Raw genomic sequence first — 16522 nt, forward strand, 5'->3', positions numbered from 1 at the left:
CGCACCGGCGAGATCAGCGGTTGTAGCCAGGCAAAAAGTGGAGGATAGGCCGGGGATGACTGACGAGAAGACCAGTCCGCTGTTGCAGTACATCGTCAAGAATCCAGAGGCATTCGCTCAGAATCTCGGTCGTATCATCGAAAATGCCGGGCGTGCGATGGCCGCCTATGTCGAGCCGCGCGAAAAGGGCGAGATCAAACCGGAGACCAGCGACGAGCTGACGGTGATCTTCAAGACCCTGGCCCAGGTCGGAGAGTACTGGATGTCCGACCCGCAGCGCGCGCTCGAAGCGCAGACGCGGCTGTGGGGCAAATATATCGACCTGTGGAATTCCTCGCTGAAGCGGATGATGGGCGAGCACTCTGCCCCGGCCGCGAGCCCGGACCCGCGCGACAAGCGCTTCGGCGATCCGGAGTGGAGCGAGAACCAGTTTTTCGACTTCGTGAAGCAGCTCTACCTCATCACCTCGCAATGGGCCGAGCAGATGGTGGTGGAGGCGTCCGACCTGGACGAGCATACGCGCCACAAGGCCGATTTCTACGTCAAGCAGATCGCCAACGCTCTGTCGCCGTCCAACTTCGTCCTGACCAATCCGGAGCTCCTGCGCGAAACGCTGGAATCCAACGGTGAAAATCTCGTGCGCGGCATGAAGCTGCTCGCTGAGGATATCGAGGCCGGCAAGGGCGATCTTAAGATCCGCCAGTCCGACCCGACCAAGTTTCGAGTCGGCACCAATCTGGCCCTGACTCCCGGCAAGGTGATCGCCCAGAACGACGTGCGCCAGCTGATCCAGTACGAGCCGACCACGGAGACCGTGCTGAAGCGGCCGCTGCTGATCGTGCCGCCCTGGATCAACAAGTATTACATCCTCGACCTGACGCCGGAGAAGTCGTTCATCAAATGGGCGGTGGACCAGGGACACACGGTCTTCGTCATTTCCTGGGTGAACCCGGACGAACGGCAAGCGCGCAAGGGCTTCGAGCACTATATGCGCGAAGGCATCCTTGAATCGCTGGACGTCATCCGCAAGGCGACCCGCGAGGAGCAGGTCAACGCCATCGGCTATTGCGTCGGCGGAACGCTGCTGGGCGTGACGCTCGCCTATATGGCGGCAACCGGCGACGAGCGCATCGCCAGCGCCACCTTCTTCACCACCCAGGTCGACTTCACCCATGCCGGCGACCTGAAGGTCTTCGTCGACGAAGAGCAGATCCAGGCCGTCGAGCGGCGCATGGGCGAGAAGGGCTATCTCGACGGCTCGAAGATGGCGTCGGCCTTCAACCTTCTGCGCTCGAACGACCTCATCTGGCCCTATGTGGTCAACAACTACCTGAAAGGACGCGAGCCGTTCCCGTTCGACCTGCTGTACTGGAACTCGGATTCCACGCGCATGCCGGCGGCAAACCACTCATTCTACCTGCGCAACTGCTATCTGGAAAACCGCCTCAGCAAGGGCGCGATGGAGATTGGCGGCGAGAAGCTCGATCTCGGCAAGGTGAAGATCCCGATCTACAACCTCGCCACCCGCGAGGACCACATCGCGCCGCCGCAGTCGGTGTTCCTGGGCTCGCAGTTCTTCGGCGGACCGGTCGACTACGTCTTGTCGGGCTCAGGCCATATCGCCGGCGTCGTCAATCCGCCTGCCCGAAACAAGTACCAGTACTGGACGGGCCCGCGCCCCAAGGGTGCCTATGAGGACTGGCTCCCCAAGGCGAAGGAGCACCCCGGGTCCTGGTGGCCGCACTGGGACAGTTGGATCCGCAAGCATGAGGGAACGACTGCGAAGCCGCGCAAGCCGGGCGCCAACCGGATGAAGATCGTCGAGGACGCGCCGGGCAGCTACGTCAAGGCAAGTTCCTGAACCCTTACCAGCTGCAAACCACGATCGGCATCTCGGGTGGCGAGAAACGGGTGGCTGCGTTAAACTCCCCAGCTTGAGGAACCGCCATCGGGCCGCACCAAACTCCAGAATACTGGGAGCTGCGCCCGGACGTCGCAAGAGATGCGAGAGATGCAGCAGCAAAAGGCCAGGACACGGCCGAGATCCGCGCACTATTCGGTCTACCGGCCGATGAATGCCGGCCGCTTGCGCATGCTCGGCATGGACGCGGACGTATGGCATCGTCACGCGAGCGGATGGAGCGTATGGACCCGCTTCGCCACTTTGCCGCTACTGTACCTCGCTGTCTGGTCGCATGGCTGGTTCGGCTGGCCGCTGGCCGGATTGTCGATTGCAACCGTGTGCCTGTGGCTCTGGCTCAATCCGCGCATCTTTCCACCGCCGCGGCGGCTGGACACCTGGCACGCGCGCGCCACCTTCGGCGAACGGGTCTGGCTCAACCGGGCCGTTGTCCCGATCCCCTCCGACGACAACCGCCGCGCCATCGTCCTGTCTCTGGCAACCTCTGCCGGCTTCGTGCTGGGCATGTGGGGCGCGATGACGCTGAACCTCTCGATGGTTCTCATCGGTACGGTCGTCACCTATGCGGCAAAAATGGCGTTCCTGTCCGGAATGGTGCTGCTCTATGACCGGATGCGCGACGCTCATCCGGTCTACCGCTCCTGGACTGTCGTTCCAGACAACGACAACGCCTCGCGCCATGATCTGGCGCGCCGTAGCGCTTCCTAGCGAGAGACCCCCTCAAGATCCGCCCGGTTCTCCAGGCTGCCCTCCTCCTGTCCCTCATCCCATTTTTCCAGACGACGGACTTCCTGATCGTAACGGGGATGCAGCGTTCCGCACAGACGATCCCAGAACGAGAAGAAGTTGGCGTAGTTGTAGCGGAACCGGGAATGGTGCTGATCATGAAAAGTCACGCACACCATCGGCGAAGGCACGCGTGCCAACGGGGAAGCGTAGAATTCGAAGCCCGAATGGCCGATGGTGCCGTTGAAGTGATCGACAAGCCTGTGGAGGATCAAGACCTCTATCGGGATAGGTAGAACGAAGGGAATCCAGAGGTAATAACTCTGCATCACGAACGCATCGACAAGGCTGTCGTTGTAGGTGCTCCAAACGGTGGGCGCCACGGATTGGTGATGCTCTGCATGAAAGCGGTAGAGCCGCGGGGTGTGCATCAGTCGATGGCCCCAGTAAAACCAGGCATCGAAGGCGATGACGGAGACCACGAACATCAGCACTGCCGACCACCATGTGAGCGGAAGCGGTGCGACAAGGGTCCAGCCCTTCACCGATGCGAAAACACCCGCGGCGATGCATCCCGAGGTAACGGTCAGGGACAACAGGCTCTGGCGGATCTCGCGCCACTTTCGTATCTCGCCACGGCGGCGCTGTTGAATGCGCCGCTCCGGATAGCGGGACTGAATTGCGACCAATACCAAGCCGGTTGCAAAATACAGAATGACATTTATTCCATATGCTGCCGCGTGGAACGGCAGGAATTCCAGAGCGACGTTCACCAGATACTCGACAGTTCCCATGCAAACGCGCCCCGAAACACAGCGGGCGGAGTGGCAGCAAGCTGCCACTCCGCCCTAGGAGCATGTCCATACAGGGGGACCGCCCCGGATTCTTCCTGGCGGGTCGACACTGCGTGGAAACACGCTTGCGACCCGCCGTTGTTGGCAAAAATGTATCTGAATGCGCCCAATCACTCCAGAAATTTAACAGGAAGCGCTTGGCTCAAGTCACGTTATTGGGTCGTCGTTAGTACCGTATTGAAGCGCTCCAGCGCCCAGTCGACCTCATCTGCCGTAATGACCAGCGGCGGGGCGATGCGGATTGTGTGGTCATGGGTATCCTTCGCAAGGATTCCCTGCTCCCGGAGCGCCTCGCAATAGGCGCGGGCGCCGCCGGCCTCGGGATGCAGCTCGACGGCCAACATCAGACCGCGACCGCGCACGTCGCGCACGGCGTTGGAGCGGATCGAGCGCAGGCCTTCGATGAAGCGCTGCCCCTGCCGTTCGGCATTCTCGATCATCCCTTCCTCAGTCAGCACCTGGAGCGCCGCTCGGGCGACCGCGCAGGCCAGCGGATTGCCGCCGAAGGTCGAGCCGTGCTCGCCCGGCTGCAGGACGCCCAGCACCTCCGAGTTGGAGAGCACTGCCGAGACCGGATAGAAGCCGCCCGACAACGCCTTGCCGACCAGCGTGACGTCCGCCTCGATGCCCTCATGCTCCTCGGCAAGCAGCTTGCCGGTCCGGCCCAGACCCGTCTGGATCTCGTCGAGGATCAGCGTGACGTTGTGCTGCGTGCAGAGTTCCCGGGCGCGGGTGAAATATCCTGCAGGCGGGATCAGGATGCCGGCCTCGCCCTGGATCGGCTCGACGAGGAAGGCGACGGTGTTCGGGGTAATCGCCTGTTCGAGCGCATCGATGTCGCCGAAGGGAACCACCCGAAACCCCGGAGCGAAGGGGCCGAAACCGGTCCGGGCCACGGGATCGGTCGAAAACCCGACAATCCCGAGGGTGCGTCCGTGGAAGTTGTTGGCGCAGACGATGATCTCGGCCTTGCCGGCCGGGACGCCCTTGACCTCATACCCCCACTTGCGCACCGCCTTGACGGCGCTCTCCACCGCCTCGGCGCCGGAGTTCATCGGCAGGATCTTGTGAGCGCCCGTGAGCCTGGCGAGATCCTCATAGAGAAGCGCCAGCTGATCGTTGCGAAAGGCGCGGGAGGTGAGCGTCAACTTTGCCGCCTGCTCGGTCATCGCCGCGAGAATCTTCGGGTGGCAGTGCCCCTGATTGACCGCCGAATAGGCCGCAAGGCAATCCATGTAGCGGTTGCCGTCGACATCCCACAGCCAGACGCCCTCGCCCCGCGTCAGCACGACGTCGATCGGCTTGTAGTTGTGCGCGCCGAGCTCGTGTTCGGCGGCGATATAGTCTTCGGGCAGGCGGGTCACATCCATCTCCATTAATTCGGTGCCCGTTTCAGGCAAAGGCCTGGGTCGGGCGGTCCATGACGTCCTGGCCGAAGAGGCTGGCGACAAGCTCGGCAAGAGCGATGGCGCTGCGGCCGCGTTCGTCCAGGAAGGGGTTGAGCTCGACGATATCGAGCGACACGGTGACGCCGGCATCCTCCAGCAGCTCCATCACCAGATGGGCTTCGCGGTAAGTGGCCCCGCCGGGAACGGTGGTGCCGACGCCGGGGGCAATGCCGGGATCGAGAAAATCCACATCAAGCGATACATGAAGAACACCGCCCTCTTGACTGACTTTCTTCAGAAAGTCCCGCATGAGAAGCGAGACGCCGTTCTCGTCGATCTGCCGCATGTCGCAGACCGTCACGCCGCGGCGGCGCAGCAGTTCGCGCTCCTGGGGGTCGATGGAGCGGGCGCCGAAAACGCACATGCGGGAGGGATCGATGACGGCGCGCGGCGCATCGGCCATCACGGGAAAGAGTTCCTCCTCACCCGCCGCCAGCGCCAGCGACATGCCGTGGAGATTGCCGGAGGGCGAAATGGACGGCGTGTTGAAGTCGGCATGCGCGTCGAGCCAGAGCACATACAGAGGGCGCCCCTTCTCGTGCCAGTAGCTCGCGACCCCGGAGAGAGAGCCCATGGAGAGCGAATGGTCGCCGCCCATGAACACCGGCAGATGGCCGTCATCGCACAGGCGACGCGCTTCATGCGCCAGCGGGCGCACCCAGGAGGCGACCACCTCAGGCACATGCGCCCTGCCCGGCAGGTGGAGCGGAGCAATCCGCTCCAGAGGGATCTGCACGACATCCCCGAAATCGCTCACCGACCAGCCGAGCGCTTCAAGCCGCTCTGTAAGACCTGCGACGCGCAGTGCCGCCGGCCCCATGGCGGCGCCGCGCCGTCCCGTGCCTGCCTCCAGCGGCACGCCAAGAAGTGCGATCGGTTGGGTCCTGTCCGTCGACATGCATCCGTCTCCTGCCTTGCTGTCTGATCCATCAACGATCTGCCGGGCAAATGGATCCGGCAACCGTCAGCGACAGCCTAGCTCAGGTCGAATGATGTCCGGATGAAGAGTGAGCGAACAGGTGATAATTCGTCAGATTGTCGATATGATCTTACAAACTGAAAAACTCAGTCTGGCAAAGTGACAAGATGGACGATCTGGACCGCCGACTCATAGCCCTGTTGCGCCACGACGCGCGCCTGCCCGTTGCCTCCCTTGCGGCCGACCTCGGCGTATCGCGGGCGACCGTGAAGGCGCGTATCGACAGACTGACGGAAACGGGCGTCATTCAGGGGTTCACCGTGCGCCTTCGCAGCCACGAGGCCGGCGGCCGCGTGCGTGCGATCATGATGATCGAGGTCGAGGGGCACCGGGCGGAGACCGTGGTGCGGCGGCTGCAGGGCTTTCCGGAAGTGCGGGCCCTGCACACGACCAACGGCCGCTGGGATGTGGTCGCCGAACTGGAGACCGACACGCTGGAGGCGTTCGACCGCTTGCTCTCCACCGTCCGCCTGCTCGATGGGATAGCCGGCTCGGAAACCAGCATCCTGTTGTCATCTCGCAAAGGGTAGTGCAGAAAGCTAGCGTCGATTGGGTTTGCCCAAATCCTATGCATGCCAGTCAGGCACCGCAAAACCCGATCGCCTCATATTGGCTGAAACGTGAAAATTTTTGTAGCCATCGCCCTGGTCTTTACTGCGACCTATACAATCGGGCTGGTCGTCGCTGTCGGCACCTGGATCCTGCTGATCGACAACGTGACTGCGCCATTCGTTCTGCGGGAGTGGCAGCACGCGAACACGCTCACCAACTTTATCCCGTTTTTTCTCGTTATCGCTGCCTCGGGAATAGCATGTTCCTGGCGGACACTTTCCTCGTTGCGTCTGACGTCACACAGCCCACTGACCATTCGTTATTTTGTAAAGAGCAAGACGTGGCATATCGCTCTTGTCCTGTCTGCGATCTCACTCGCAATTACCGTCAAGTCTTCTATCGTTCCGGCCTATCAGCCCACCGAATTACGGGCACTTCCATACCCCATCAAACTCTTGATGATATTTGCCACGCATGCGTTTCTTGTCAGGCTTGCGTTGATGCCCATAAGAAACCGAAGACGTTAGAATGGATCGAACCGCAACCCGAACCGTTGCTTTGCCGGTTTCAAAAGCACAACGGATACTGAGAGATACAATGCAGTCCCTGGGATACAGCAGGACGACAGCGGAGTTGGGTGTCTGGTCGGCAATATGGCTGGAGGAACGCCAACTTTCCGGAATCATCAAGCTCGTCGTCTACTTGTGTCTCGTGAAAGATACTCCGTTCGAAGAGCTCAAGCCGCGGCGCGATCTCGAGCTTGGCCTCAAGGGCATCTGTCCGTTTATGTTGGCGGAGGCACTGGTTCAGCTCTCGGATCACTGGATCCTCAAGAACGGCGTGGTTTGTGGCGCGCCCGCAGAAGTCAACCTAGCGATGGCGTCTCTTGCCGACTGGGCTGGCCTTCGCAACCAGTCGCTCCGACTAACTCACCTCGATTACCAATGCCGCTACTCGACGGATGGGTGGGAATTCGAATCCGGCGACACCACCAAGTTTGGAGGTGTGCACCCGTCTTCCCAGCATCCCATGACCGTGGAGTTGTGCGATGGGTTCTCGCCACCGAACAGGCGACGGAAGCTGAAAGAAATCGAGCTTCCCCGGCGCCGCTTGCAAAAGAGCGGCCTCCTCGACCTGAGCTGAATTCCGAAAATCAAAATATGCGCAGAACGCAAAACGGCCCGCCAGAGGCGGGCCGTAGAGTGTCGCAAGGTGATCGGTGACGATCAGCGCTTGGAGAACTGGAAGCTCCGGCGAGCCTTCCGGCGGCCGTACTTCTTACGCTCCACAACGCGGCTGTCGCGCGTCAGGAAGCCTTCCTTCTTGAGGATGCCGCGCAGCTCCGGCTCATAGTGGGTCAGAGCCTTGGAGATGCCGTGACGCAGCGCGCCGGCCTGGCCGGACAGACCGCCGCCGGAAACGGTGGCGATCACGTCGTACTGGCCATCGCGGTCGGTCAGGACGATCGGCTGGCGCAGGATCATCTGAAGGACCGGACGCGCGAAATACGCGGAGTAGTCCTTCTTGTTGATGGTGATCTTGCCCGTGCCCGGCTTGATCCAGACGCGCGCGATGGCGTCCTTACGCTTGCCGGTGGCATAGGCGCGGCCGAGGGAGTCCAGCTTCTGGACATGCACCGGGGCTTCGGCCTGGGCGGTGCCCATGGCGCCGCCGAGTTCTTCGAGGGACTGGAGCTCAGCCATGGATTAGGCCCTCTTTCCGTCGTTCTTCGCGTTGAAAGCCTTGAAGTCGACCGGAACCGGCGACTGGGCCTCGTGCGGATGCGTGGCACCGGAATAGATCCGGAGATTCTTGAGCTGGGCGCGGCTCAGCGGGCCACCCGGCATCATGCGCTTCACAGCCTGCTCAAGCACACGCTCGGGGAAACGACCCTCGAGAATGGCGCGGGCGGTGCGCTCCTTGATGCCGCCGGGGAAGCCGGTGTGCCAGTAGTACTTCTTGTCGTAGTACTTCTTGCCGGTCAGCACCGCCTTGTCAGCGTTGATCACGATGACATTGTCACCGCAGTCGATGTGAGGCGTGAAGGTCGGCTTGGTCTTGCCGCGCAGCGTGTTGGCAATGAAGGCGGCCAGGCGGCCGACGACAACGCCTTCTGCGTCGATCAAGATCCACTTCTTCTCGACCTCGGCCGTCTTGGCAGAATAGGTCTTCATGGCTGTGGTCCGTCTTTGGTCGCGGGCGCCGCGATCAGTGCGGAACGCCCGAGGTCAAGCAAAACGGGCCCCGAAACGGGCCCGCTTCCTGTCGGCGCAGGATGTACGCGCCTTCGCACGCACTGTCAATGCACTTGAAACTCGCTTCGCCATAAATTCATAAGCAAAAACAATGCAGTATAAAAACGGTATATTGATACCACACAAAATCAAGCGTTTTTGCCGCCTCAGCGGGGCGGAATCGAATAGGTGGCCGTTGCGTGAGCCACGATATCGCCTCCTGCCCGGCCGGTAATGGCGCATTCGGTGACGGCAAGCCGCTTGCCGAGCTTGAGCAACCGGCAGGTGCCGACGAGATCGCCAGGCTCCGGCTTGCGCAGGAAGTTCATGTTGAGATTGGTGGTGACCGCAAGCGCGACCGGGCCGATATGCGCCAGGATCACCGCATATGCGGCGAGATCGGCCAGCGCCATCATGGTGGGGCCGGAGATCGTCCCGCCCGGCCGAAGGTGCTTTTCGGAGGCCTTCACCGACAGCACGGCCTCGCCAGGAGCCACCGCCTCGATTTCATAGATGCGTCCGTCCACATGGATCTGCGGGAATTCGCGGTCCAGAAAGTCGTTGAGCTCGGCGACGGTCATGATGGGCTGCACGGATCCGGTTCCTTCCCTATAGAGTTTTCTCTTTTGACGCTTTCGTTAACGTAAGCCGCAAAAAGCGACAAGTGACAAGGGGAACGAAGGTCCCTTTGTGGGGCTTTCGGCTTGCCCTATAACGGAGAAAGACAGGGAGACTACGCCATGACCGATGCAACAGCCGCTGAAGCAACCACGACCAGGGAGAGCGGGCCGATCGCCCGGGAACTGTCCGGCGGAGTGCTGCGCCTGACGCTGAACCGGCCAGAGCGGCGCAACTCGCTTTCCGAAGAGATGATGGCGGCACTGCAGGACGCGCTGGATGCTGCGGCCGATGACATCGCCGTGCGAGTGATCCTCCTGAGGGCCGAAGGCAATGTGTTCTGCGCCGGCCATGACCTGAAAGAAATGACCGCCGCCCGTAGCCAGTCCGACCGCGGCCGCGTCTATTTCACCGAGGTGATGAACCGCTGCGCCCGCCTGATGCAGACCATCGTCACACATCCCAAACCGGTGATCGCCGAGGTCGACGGCATGGCGACTGCGGCTGGGCTCCAACTCGTCGCCTCCTGCGATCTGGCCATCGCCAGCGACCGCGCCCGCTTCTGCACGCCTGGCGTCAATATCGGCCTGTTCTGCTCCACCCCGATGGTGGCCTTGTCGCGCAACGTCTCGCGCAAGCAGGCGATGGAGATGCTGCTGACCGGCGAGATCATCGATGCCTCGACGGCGCGCGAGTTCGGGCTCGTCAATCGGGTCGTGCCGGCGGACTACCTTGCGCAGGTGACGGCGAAATATGCCGAGACCATCGCTTCCAAGTCACCGCTGACGCTGAAGTACGGCAAGGAAGCCTTCTACGCCCAGGCGGAAATGTCGCTCGCCGATGCCTATCGCCATTGCGCTCAGGTGATGGTGGAGAACATGCTGGCGCGCGATGCGGAAGAAGGTATCGGTGCCTTTATCGAGAAGCGCACACCCGAATGGACCGGTGAGTGAGAAAAAAGTGAGCGACATCCAGCACGACACCTATCCGGACAGCTACATCCGCGCGATCCTTGACGACGTGAAGACCATCGCCATGGTCGGCGCGAGCCCGAACACCGTCCGCCCGTCCTATTTCGTCCTGAAATACATGCTGTCGAAAGGCTACGAGGTTTTCCCGATCAATCCCGGCCAGGCGGGCAAGGAGATCCTCGGCCAGACGGTCTATGCCAGCCTTGCGGAGGTGCCCTCGCCCGTCGATATGGTCGATATCTTCCGCAATTCGGACGCCGCGCTCGCGGTGACCCAGGAGGCGCTGCAGCTTTCGCCGCCTCCCAAGGTCATCTGGATGCAACTGTCTGTGAGGAACGACGAGGCGGCCAAGCTCGCGGAGGCCGCCGGCGTGCGCGTCGTCATGGATCGCTGCCCGAAGATCGAATATGGCCGCCTGTCAGGCGAAATCGGCTGGACCGGGGTCAACTCGCGCACGCTTTCGGCCAAACGTCCGGCGCTGAAAGGCGGCTTCCAGCACCGCGGGTTGCGGAAGGACTGAGCTTGTTCTCCTGGGCCTGCCGCCCTCGTCGCGATCATATCGCTTGTCGCTGCGGGTCTCGCGATGATCATCGCAGGCAGCCGGAAGGGCCGCTACGGCAGACGCCGGTCCTTCGGAAACGTACAGGACCGCGGCTCCACCAGCGTGGATACGGACGGCTGCGATAGCGACCGACGTCGCAGCGCAAATAACCCCGTCTGGCAAAAGCCGTTTCCGCCAGCCACCTGAATTGAAATCTCTTTCCTTTGACCTGCCTGCGGGCATCGGCCAGTATGCCGCCGATTTGCAGTCACGGAGGAATTCATGAGCGACCGCATTCCCGGTTTTTCGACGCTGGCAATCCATGCCGGTGCGCAGCCCGACCCGTCCACCGGCGCGCGGGTGACGCCGATCTACCAGACCACGTCCTTCGTCTTCGACGATGTCGATCACGCTGCGTCGCTGTTCGGGCTGCAGGCCTTCGGCAACATCTACACACGCATCACCAACCCGACGACTGCGGTTCTGGAAGAGCGCGTGGCAGCACTGGAAGGCGGTACGGCGGCTCTTGCGGTGGCGTCCGGCCACTCGGCACAGCTGCTTGCGTTCCATACGATGATGACGCCGGGCGACAACATCGTTGCCGCCAACAAGCTCTATGGCGGCTCGATCAACCAGCTCAACCACTCGTTCAAGAGCTTCGGCTGGGAAGTGAAGTGGGCCGATGCAACCGATCCGGAGAGCTTTGCGGCGCTGATCGACGACCGCACCCGAGCGATCTTCGTCGAGAGCCTTGCAAATCCCGGCGGCGTCGTGGTCGATCTCGAGGCGATCTCGAAGGTCGCCAAGGCTCACAACGTCCCGCTCGTCGTCGACAACACCCTGGCCACCCCGTATCTGTGCCGTCCGATCGAGCACGGCGCCGACATCGTGCTGCACTCGCTGACCAAGTTCATGGGTGGCCACGGCAACTCCATGGGCGGCGTCATCGTCGATGGCGGCAGCTACGACTGGTCGTCGACCGACCGCTATCCGATGCTGTCGAAGCCGCGCCCGGAATATTCCGGCATGGTGCTGCACGAGACCTTCGGCAACTTCGCCTTCGCCATCGCATGCCGCGTGCTCGGCCTGCGCGATCTCGGCCCTGCGATCTCGCCGATGAATTCGTTCATGATCCTGACCGGCATCGAGACGTTGCCGCTGCGTATGCAGCGCCACAGCGACAACGCGCTGAAGGTGGCCCAGCATCTGGCCAGCCACGACAAGGTGGCATGGGTCTCCTATGCAGGCCTGCCGGGCGATGCGAACCACGCCAGGCAGCAGAAATACATGCCGAAGGGCGCGGGTGCCGTCTTCACGTTCGGCGTCAAGGGGGGCTATGAGGCCGGCGTTGCGCTTGTGTCGAACTGCCAGATCCTGTCGCATCTCGCCAATATCGGCGACACGCGCTCGCTGATCATCCACCCGGCATCCACCACCCACCGTCAGCTCACCGACGAGCAGAAGACGGCGGCAGGTGCCGGTCCGGATGTGGTGCGCCTTTCGATCGGCCTCGAGGATGCAGAAGACATCATCGCCGATCTCGACCAGGCGCTGGCCACGGTTTGAGCGAACGTCGCTTCCCAGAAACGAAAAAGCCGGGCATCACGCCCGGCTTTTTTTGTGGCTGTGTCGATTGGTTGCGTCAGGAGCGAGCGGGCTCGGCGAAGCGTACCCGCGCCCAGAACTCAACGACCGCCATCATCACGATCACGATGAAGCCCTGATGGGAGAGCGCCAGCCAGAATGGCACGTGACCGAGCAGCGTGCCGATGCCGATCAGCATCTGGACGAAGAGGATCGCCACGACGGCATGCGCTGCCCCTCGCAGATGGCGCGCGGCCTCGCTCCGATAGACCGCCCACATGGCCCAGAGCGCAAAGCCGACGATCAGATAGGCGGTCATGCGATGCTGGAACTGGACCGTCAGAACGTTCTCGAAGTGATTGATCCAGGCCGGAACCATGGTCCACAGGCCCGAGGGAATGAACTGTCCGTCCATCAGCGGCCATGTGTTGAAGGACAGGCCCGCCTTGAGGCCGGCGACCAGCCCGCCGAGAAAGATCTGCAGCACAAGCAGGCCGAGCATGAGCTTTGCCGTCCCCGAGAACGGACGCGATGCCTGCGGGCTCGCCGAGGCGCGATCAGCCGGGATCAACGCGAGATATCGGGCCAGGGCGAAGAGATAGATGAAGATCAGGCAGGCCAGCGTCAGGTGCGTTGCAAGGCGATACTGGCTGACATCGACGCGCTCGGCGAGGCCCGATACCACCATCCACCAGCCGACCACGCCCTGCATGCCCCCGAGCACGAATCCGCCGACGAGCCAGGGCAGCAGCCATCGCTCGATCCGCCCGCGCCACCAGAACCAGACAAGCGGTACGAAGAACGCAAGGCCGATGACGCGACCCAGCAGGCGATGCCCCCATTCCCACCAGAAGATGAACTTGAACTCCTCAAGCGACATCCCCTTGTTGATCAGCTGGTACTCGGGGATCTGGCGGTATTTCTCCAGCTCCTCCTCCCACTCTGCGACGGAAAGCGGAGGGATGACGCCGTGGATCGGCTTCCACTCGGTGATCGACAGGCCGCTGTCGGTGAGGCGGGTTGCACCGCCGACCACGATCATGGCGAAAATCAGCACGCAGATCGCGTAGAGCCAGAAACGAATGGCCTTCCGGTCGGAGGCGATACGAGCGGTGGCATCGTCCAGCGGAGCGGAGAGCGGGGCTGCCATCGTGTCGGACATGGGGAGTTACCGTGCCGTGATATGGGAGGCGGCACAGAGCGTGCCGCAAGCCTGAGCGGGGTTATAGGCACGGGGCGCGGAAGACAAGGGCTTGACGAGCGGGGGCGCTGTGACACATGCACTCATGCGACGCTGACAAGAGCGAACCCTACCCGCTCAATGTCGAGAGGCGGGCACAATGCCCCTGCCCCACCGGTCCGGAGACGAGATGCGAAACCCCGTGCGTAAATTCATCGGCATGTTGGTGCTGGTCATCTTCGTGATCTCATACGCTTTTACGGCGATGGTGATCGGCGACATGACGTTGCAACACTCGTCGCGCGTTGTGCAGCTGCTATATTTCGGTATCGCAGGCATTGCCTGGACGATTCCGGCCGGCGCCATCATCTGGTGGATGGAGCACGGCTTCCGGATCAGCCGCAGGCGGGATGCGGATTGATCGTGTCCCGAAGGCGGCGCGCCGCATTATAGACCGGGAACGGCGCACCGGTCAGGTATTGCGAAACGATCGCCGCGCTCTGGAAATAGCCGTTGAGCGAGATGCGCGGCAGGGCCATCGGCTCCAGGTCCGGGGACAGAACGCCGGGACGGGTCGTGACGGCAGCAGCAAAGCCGAGCTCGCGGATTACCTCCATCGACTGGACATTGACCGCCGCCTCGTACCCATAGGGATAGGCGAAGACGCAGGGGTGAACGCCGAGCTCCTGTTCGAGACGTTCCAGCCCCTTGGCAACATCCCGTCGCATGCGATCGCGCGTCAGGCGCGCCAGCGCATAATGATCGTGGGTATGCGCCCCGACCGAAAACAGCGGGTCGCGCAGCATGTCGCGCAATTCGTCCCAGCTCAGGATCAGCTCCTCTGCAAGTCCTGGCAGGTCGACCCCGTGGATGGTTGCCAGCCGGCGCAGTTCCAGGCGCTGGGAATCTTCACCAAGATCCCGCGTGAACCAGTGCAGGAGGTGACAGAACACCTTCTCCTTGTCCGCGTCGGTGCGGGCGGAAAAGCGGCGCATGCTGGCGCCCACCGGCACCTCCACTTCATCCGCCGTCGTGACGATCCTCTCGAGCGCTTCCCACCAGATCTCAGAACTGCGATCGGCAAAGCCCGAGGTCACGAAAATGGTGAAAGGCGCCGAATGGCGCTTCAGCACCGGCCAGGCATGAACGAGATTGTCGCGGTACCCGTCGTCGAAGGTCAGCGCGGCGAAGCGCTTGCCGTCGTAGTTCGGCTCGCGCATGCGTTTGACGGCTGTCTCCAGGGAGACGATCTCCATGCCCGCGGAGCGGATCTGCCGGATCGTGCGGTCGAGAAATTCAGGTGTGATTGTGAGATGGGCATTGGGGGCAAAGCCCTTCGGCGCCTCGGCCGGCCGTACGCTGTGCAGTGTGAAAATGACGCCCCGGCCGCCGGTGAATGGCGACAACAGACGGCCCACCCCGCTCCAGTGCAAGAGCTTGCAGCCTCCAGCCAATAGGTGACGCCGCAGATCCATCTTCTCAAAATGCCTCTTTCCGGCGAATACGTACCGGTTTTTTCAACTGGGGGAAGCATATCGACGTTTTCTTTAGAACTCCTTGCTAGTCAGGTCGACAATCGAACGAGTGGCAATCAGGTCAACAACGACGAGAGCATGGCGGATGGGGAACGCAATGATCAGGTCGGTCGGACTGTTCCGGTCGGATGACTGGGATACGATGGACATTGAAGCGATGAGGCTGGATGCCATGCTCGAAAATGGCGAGTTCGCCGTACGCACGCATCGCAACCCGGCGGATGCCGCCTGCGCCTGGCGCCATCTGGAGGAGAACGCCTTCGGCACGCTGTTCACCAGCTACGAGTGGCTCGCCTCCTGGTATGAGCATGTGGGGCGCCCACGCGGCATCGAGGCGGTCATTGTCGTCGGGGAGATCGAGGGCGAGCCCGCGTTCCTGCTGCCGCTCGCCGTGATGAAGGCATGTGGCGGCGCCGTTCGGCTCGGCCGATTCCTCGGTGACTTTCACGGCAACCAGAACAGCGGTCTCTGGCGGCGGGATGTCTTTGCCGGCATTCACGGCAAGAGCCTGCGCAAGGCGTTGCTGCGCATCGGGCGCGAGCACCGTATCGATCTCTTCGACCTCAAATACGTTCCGGCCACCATGGATGATCGCGTCCATCCGCTGATCGACCGGCATGCCACCGAGAGCCTGAACGCGGTTCACGCCTTTCCGCTGCAGTCCGATTTTGAGGCGCTCTACAAGGAGCGCCGCAGCGCCAGTGCCCGCAAGAAGCTGCGGGTGAAGGAAAAGAAGCTCGCGGAACTGGGCGGTCTCGTCTGGCGCAAGGCAGCGGACGAGGAAACGGCCCTGCACTTCCTGGACACGCTGGTTTCGCAGCGCAGTGCACGCCAAGCCTCGCAAGGCATCCCCAACGTTTTCGAGCCGACCGACGTTCGAGGCTTTCTCACAGACCAACTGCGGGGCGCGATCCGCGATCACTCCGAGCATGTCACCATCCACGCGCTGGAAGCGGGAGGACGCATCCGCGCGACCTACCTTTGCGGCGTGCAGTATGGCCGATACCACGCCTATACCAACAGCATCGACGAAGAGGTGGCGGCCTGCAGCCCCGGCGACATCCTGCTGAATCATGTGATTGCGGATGCCTGCCGGCTTGGGGCCCACACCTTCGATTTCGGCCTTGGAGCGGAGCGCTACAAGACCGCATGGGCCGACAAGGAAGTGCTGATGGATGTGGAGATCCCGGTTACGCTCACAGGGCACCTTGCGCAGCGCGGGATCAAGCAGGTGCGCAATCTCAAGCGCCAGATCCGCAACACGCCGGCGCTCTGGCAGGTGGTTCGCGCCATGCGCAAGCTGAAGGGCTAAGCAGCCGTCCAAGCGGTTCATCCAACAAGAAAGGCCAGGCGAAACGCCTGGCCTTTCTTGTTTTGGA

The 16522-nt window shown here is 62.2% G+C and carries 18 protein-coding genes; 10 read left to right on the forward strand and 8 right to left on the reverse strand.

Annotated elements, in window-relative coordinates:
• Positions 1 to 55: 55 nt before the first annotated feature.
• Complete coding sequence (locus ACVJ6E_RS09470) at positions 56 to 1861, forward strand: PHA/PHB synthase family protein (RefSeq protein WP_120268033.1); 1806 nt, start codon at positions 56 to 58, stop codon at positions 1859 to 1861.
• Between the two features lie 150 nt (positions 1862 to 2011).
• The gene (locus tag ACVJ6E_RS09475) at positions 2012 to 2629 is read left to right on the forward strand and encodes a DUF6653 family protein (RefSeq protein WP_208996641.1); all 618 of its coding nucleotides are present in this window, start codon (positions 2012 to 2014) and stop codon (positions 2627 to 2629) included.
• On the opposite strand, the gene ACVJ6E_RS09480 is transcribed toward ACVJ6E_RS09475, so the two are convergent.
• The 3 genes from ACVJ6E_RS09480 to rocF all read right to left on the reverse strand — a co-directional run bounded on the left by ACVJ6E_RS09480 (position 2626) and on the right by rocF (position 5847).
• On the reverse strand, positions 2626 to 3441 hold the full coding sequence (locus ACVJ6E_RS09480; RefSeq protein ID WP_120268034.1) for a sterol desaturase family protein: 816 nt from the start codon (positions 3439 to 3441) through the stop codon (positions 2626 to 2628). The two genes, ACVJ6E_RS09475 and ACVJ6E_RS09480, sit on opposite strands and share 4 nt — an antisense overlap.
• A gap of 212 nt (positions 3442 to 3653) precedes the next feature.
• Positions 3654 to 4865, reverse strand: a complete 1212-nt coding sequence (gene rocD, locus ACVJ6E_RS09485; RefSeq protein ID WP_491676433.1) for an ornithine--oxo-acid transaminase — start codon at positions 4863 to 4865, stop codon at positions 3654 to 3656.
• 28 nt (positions 4866 to 4893) lie between these two features.
• Positions 4894 to 5847 (reverse strand): arginase, encoded by a 954-nt coding sequence (gene rocF / locus ACVJ6E_RS09490; RefSeq protein WP_120268035.1) that lies wholly within the window; start codon positions 5845 to 5847, stop codon positions 4894 to 4896.
• A 188-nt stretch (positions 5848 to 6035) separates the two neighbouring features.
• Here rocF and ACVJ6E_RS09495 point away from each other — a divergent pair, with 188 nt between their 5' ends.
• From ACVJ6E_RS09495 to ACVJ6E_RS09505, 3 genes are all read left to right on the forward strand, one after another.
• Positions 6036 to 6458, forward strand: a complete 423-nt coding sequence (locus ACVJ6E_RS09495) for an Lrp/AsnC family transcriptional regulator (protein ID WP_120268036.1) — start codon at positions 6036 to 6038, stop codon at positions 6456 to 6458.
• Between the two features lie 90 nt (positions 6459 to 6548).
• The gene (locus ACVJ6E_RS09500) at positions 6549 to 7007 is read left to right on the forward strand and encodes a hypothetical protein (protein ID WP_147421833.1); all 459 of its coding nucleotides are present in this window, start codon (positions 6549 to 6551) and stop codon (positions 7005 to 7007) included.
• A gap of 70 nt (positions 7008 to 7077) precedes the next feature.
• Positions 7078 to 7623, forward strand: coding sequence for a hypothetical protein (locus ACVJ6E_RS09505; RefSeq protein ID WP_120268037.1), 546 nt, complete (start codon positions 7078 to 7080; stop codon positions 7621 to 7623).
• Between the two features lie 83 nt (positions 7624 to 7706).
• Here the strand turns inward: ACVJ6E_RS09505 and rpsI are convergent, their stop codons facing one another.
• From rpsI to ACVJ6E_RS09520, 3 genes are all read right to left on the reverse strand, one after another.
• Positions 7707 to 8183, reverse strand: coding sequence for a 30S ribosomal protein S9 (gene rpsI, locus ACVJ6E_RS09510; RefSeq protein WP_120268038.1), 477 nt, complete (start codon positions 8181 to 8183; stop codon positions 7707 to 7709).
• Between the two features lie 3 nt (positions 8184 to 8186).
• Entirely contained in the window at positions 8187 to 8654 is a 468-nt protein-coding gene (gene rplM / locus ACVJ6E_RS09515) for a 50S ribosomal protein L13 (RefSeq protein WP_120268039.1), read from the reverse strand.
• Between the two features lie 227 nt (positions 8655 to 8881).
• Entirely contained in the window at positions 8882 to 9295 is a 414-nt protein-coding gene (locus ACVJ6E_RS09520) for a PaaI family thioesterase (protein ID WP_120268376.1), read from the reverse strand.
• A gap of 159 nt (positions 9296 to 9454) precedes the next feature.
• Between ACVJ6E_RS09520 and ACVJ6E_RS09525 the strand changes: the two genes are divergently transcribed.
• The 3 genes from ACVJ6E_RS09525 (at position 9455) to ACVJ6E_RS09535 (ending at position 12410) form a co-directional block, all read left to right on the forward strand.
• Entirely contained in the window at positions 9455 to 10285 is an 831-nt protein-coding gene (locus ACVJ6E_RS09525) for an enoyl-CoA hydratase (protein WP_120268040.1), read from the forward strand.
• Positions 10286 to 10301: 16 nt separating this feature from the next.
• Positions 10302 to 10823 (forward strand): CoA-binding protein, encoded by a 522-nt coding sequence (locus ACVJ6E_RS09530; RefSeq protein ID WP_120268377.1) that lies wholly within the window; start codon positions 10302 to 10304, stop codon positions 10821 to 10823.
• Between the two features lie 303 nt (positions 10824 to 11126).
• The gene (locus tag ACVJ6E_RS09535) at positions 11127 to 12410 is read left to right on the forward strand and encodes an O-acetylhomoserine aminocarboxypropyltransferase (RefSeq protein ID WP_120268041.1); all 1284 of its coding nucleotides are present in this window, start codon (positions 11127 to 11129) and stop codon (positions 12408 to 12410) included.
• 76 nt (positions 12411 to 12486) lie between these two features.
• Here the strand turns inward: ACVJ6E_RS09535 and ACVJ6E_RS09540 are convergent, their stop codons facing one another.
• Positions 12487 to 13590: a COX15/CtaA family protein gene (locus tag ACVJ6E_RS09540; protein ID WP_491676434.1), complete on the reverse strand. Its 1104-nt coding sequence runs from the start codon at positions 13588 to 13590 to the stop codon at positions 12487 to 12489.
• 220 nt (positions 13591 to 13810) lie between these two features.
• On the opposite strand from ACVJ6E_RS09540, the gene ACVJ6E_RS09545 reads away from it, so the two are divergent.
• The gene (locus tag ACVJ6E_RS09545) at positions 13811 to 14029 is read left to right on the forward strand and encodes a DUF2842 domain-containing protein (protein WP_371811377.1); all 219 of its coding nucleotides are present in this window, start codon (positions 13811 to 13813) and stop codon (positions 14027 to 14029) included.
• On the opposite strand, the gene ACVJ6E_RS09550 is transcribed toward ACVJ6E_RS09545, so the two are convergent.
• A complete protein-coding gene (locus tag ACVJ6E_RS09550; RefSeq protein WP_199681039.1) occupies positions 14004 to 15014 on the reverse strand; it encodes a polysaccharide deacetylase family protein in 1011 nt (336 codons plus the stop codon). The genes ACVJ6E_RS09545 and ACVJ6E_RS09550 overlap by 26 nt on opposite strands.
• Positions 15015 to 15300: 286 nt before the next feature.
• Between ACVJ6E_RS09550 and ACVJ6E_RS09555 the strand changes: the two genes are divergently transcribed.
• Entirely contained in the window at positions 15301 to 16455 is a 1155-nt protein-coding gene (locus tag ACVJ6E_RS09555) for a GNAT family N-acetyltransferase (RefSeq protein WP_158592640.1), read from the forward strand.
• Positions 16456 to 16522: the final 67 nt, after the last annotated feature.

The organism is Stappia sp. G46H5W (assembly GCF_058448995.1).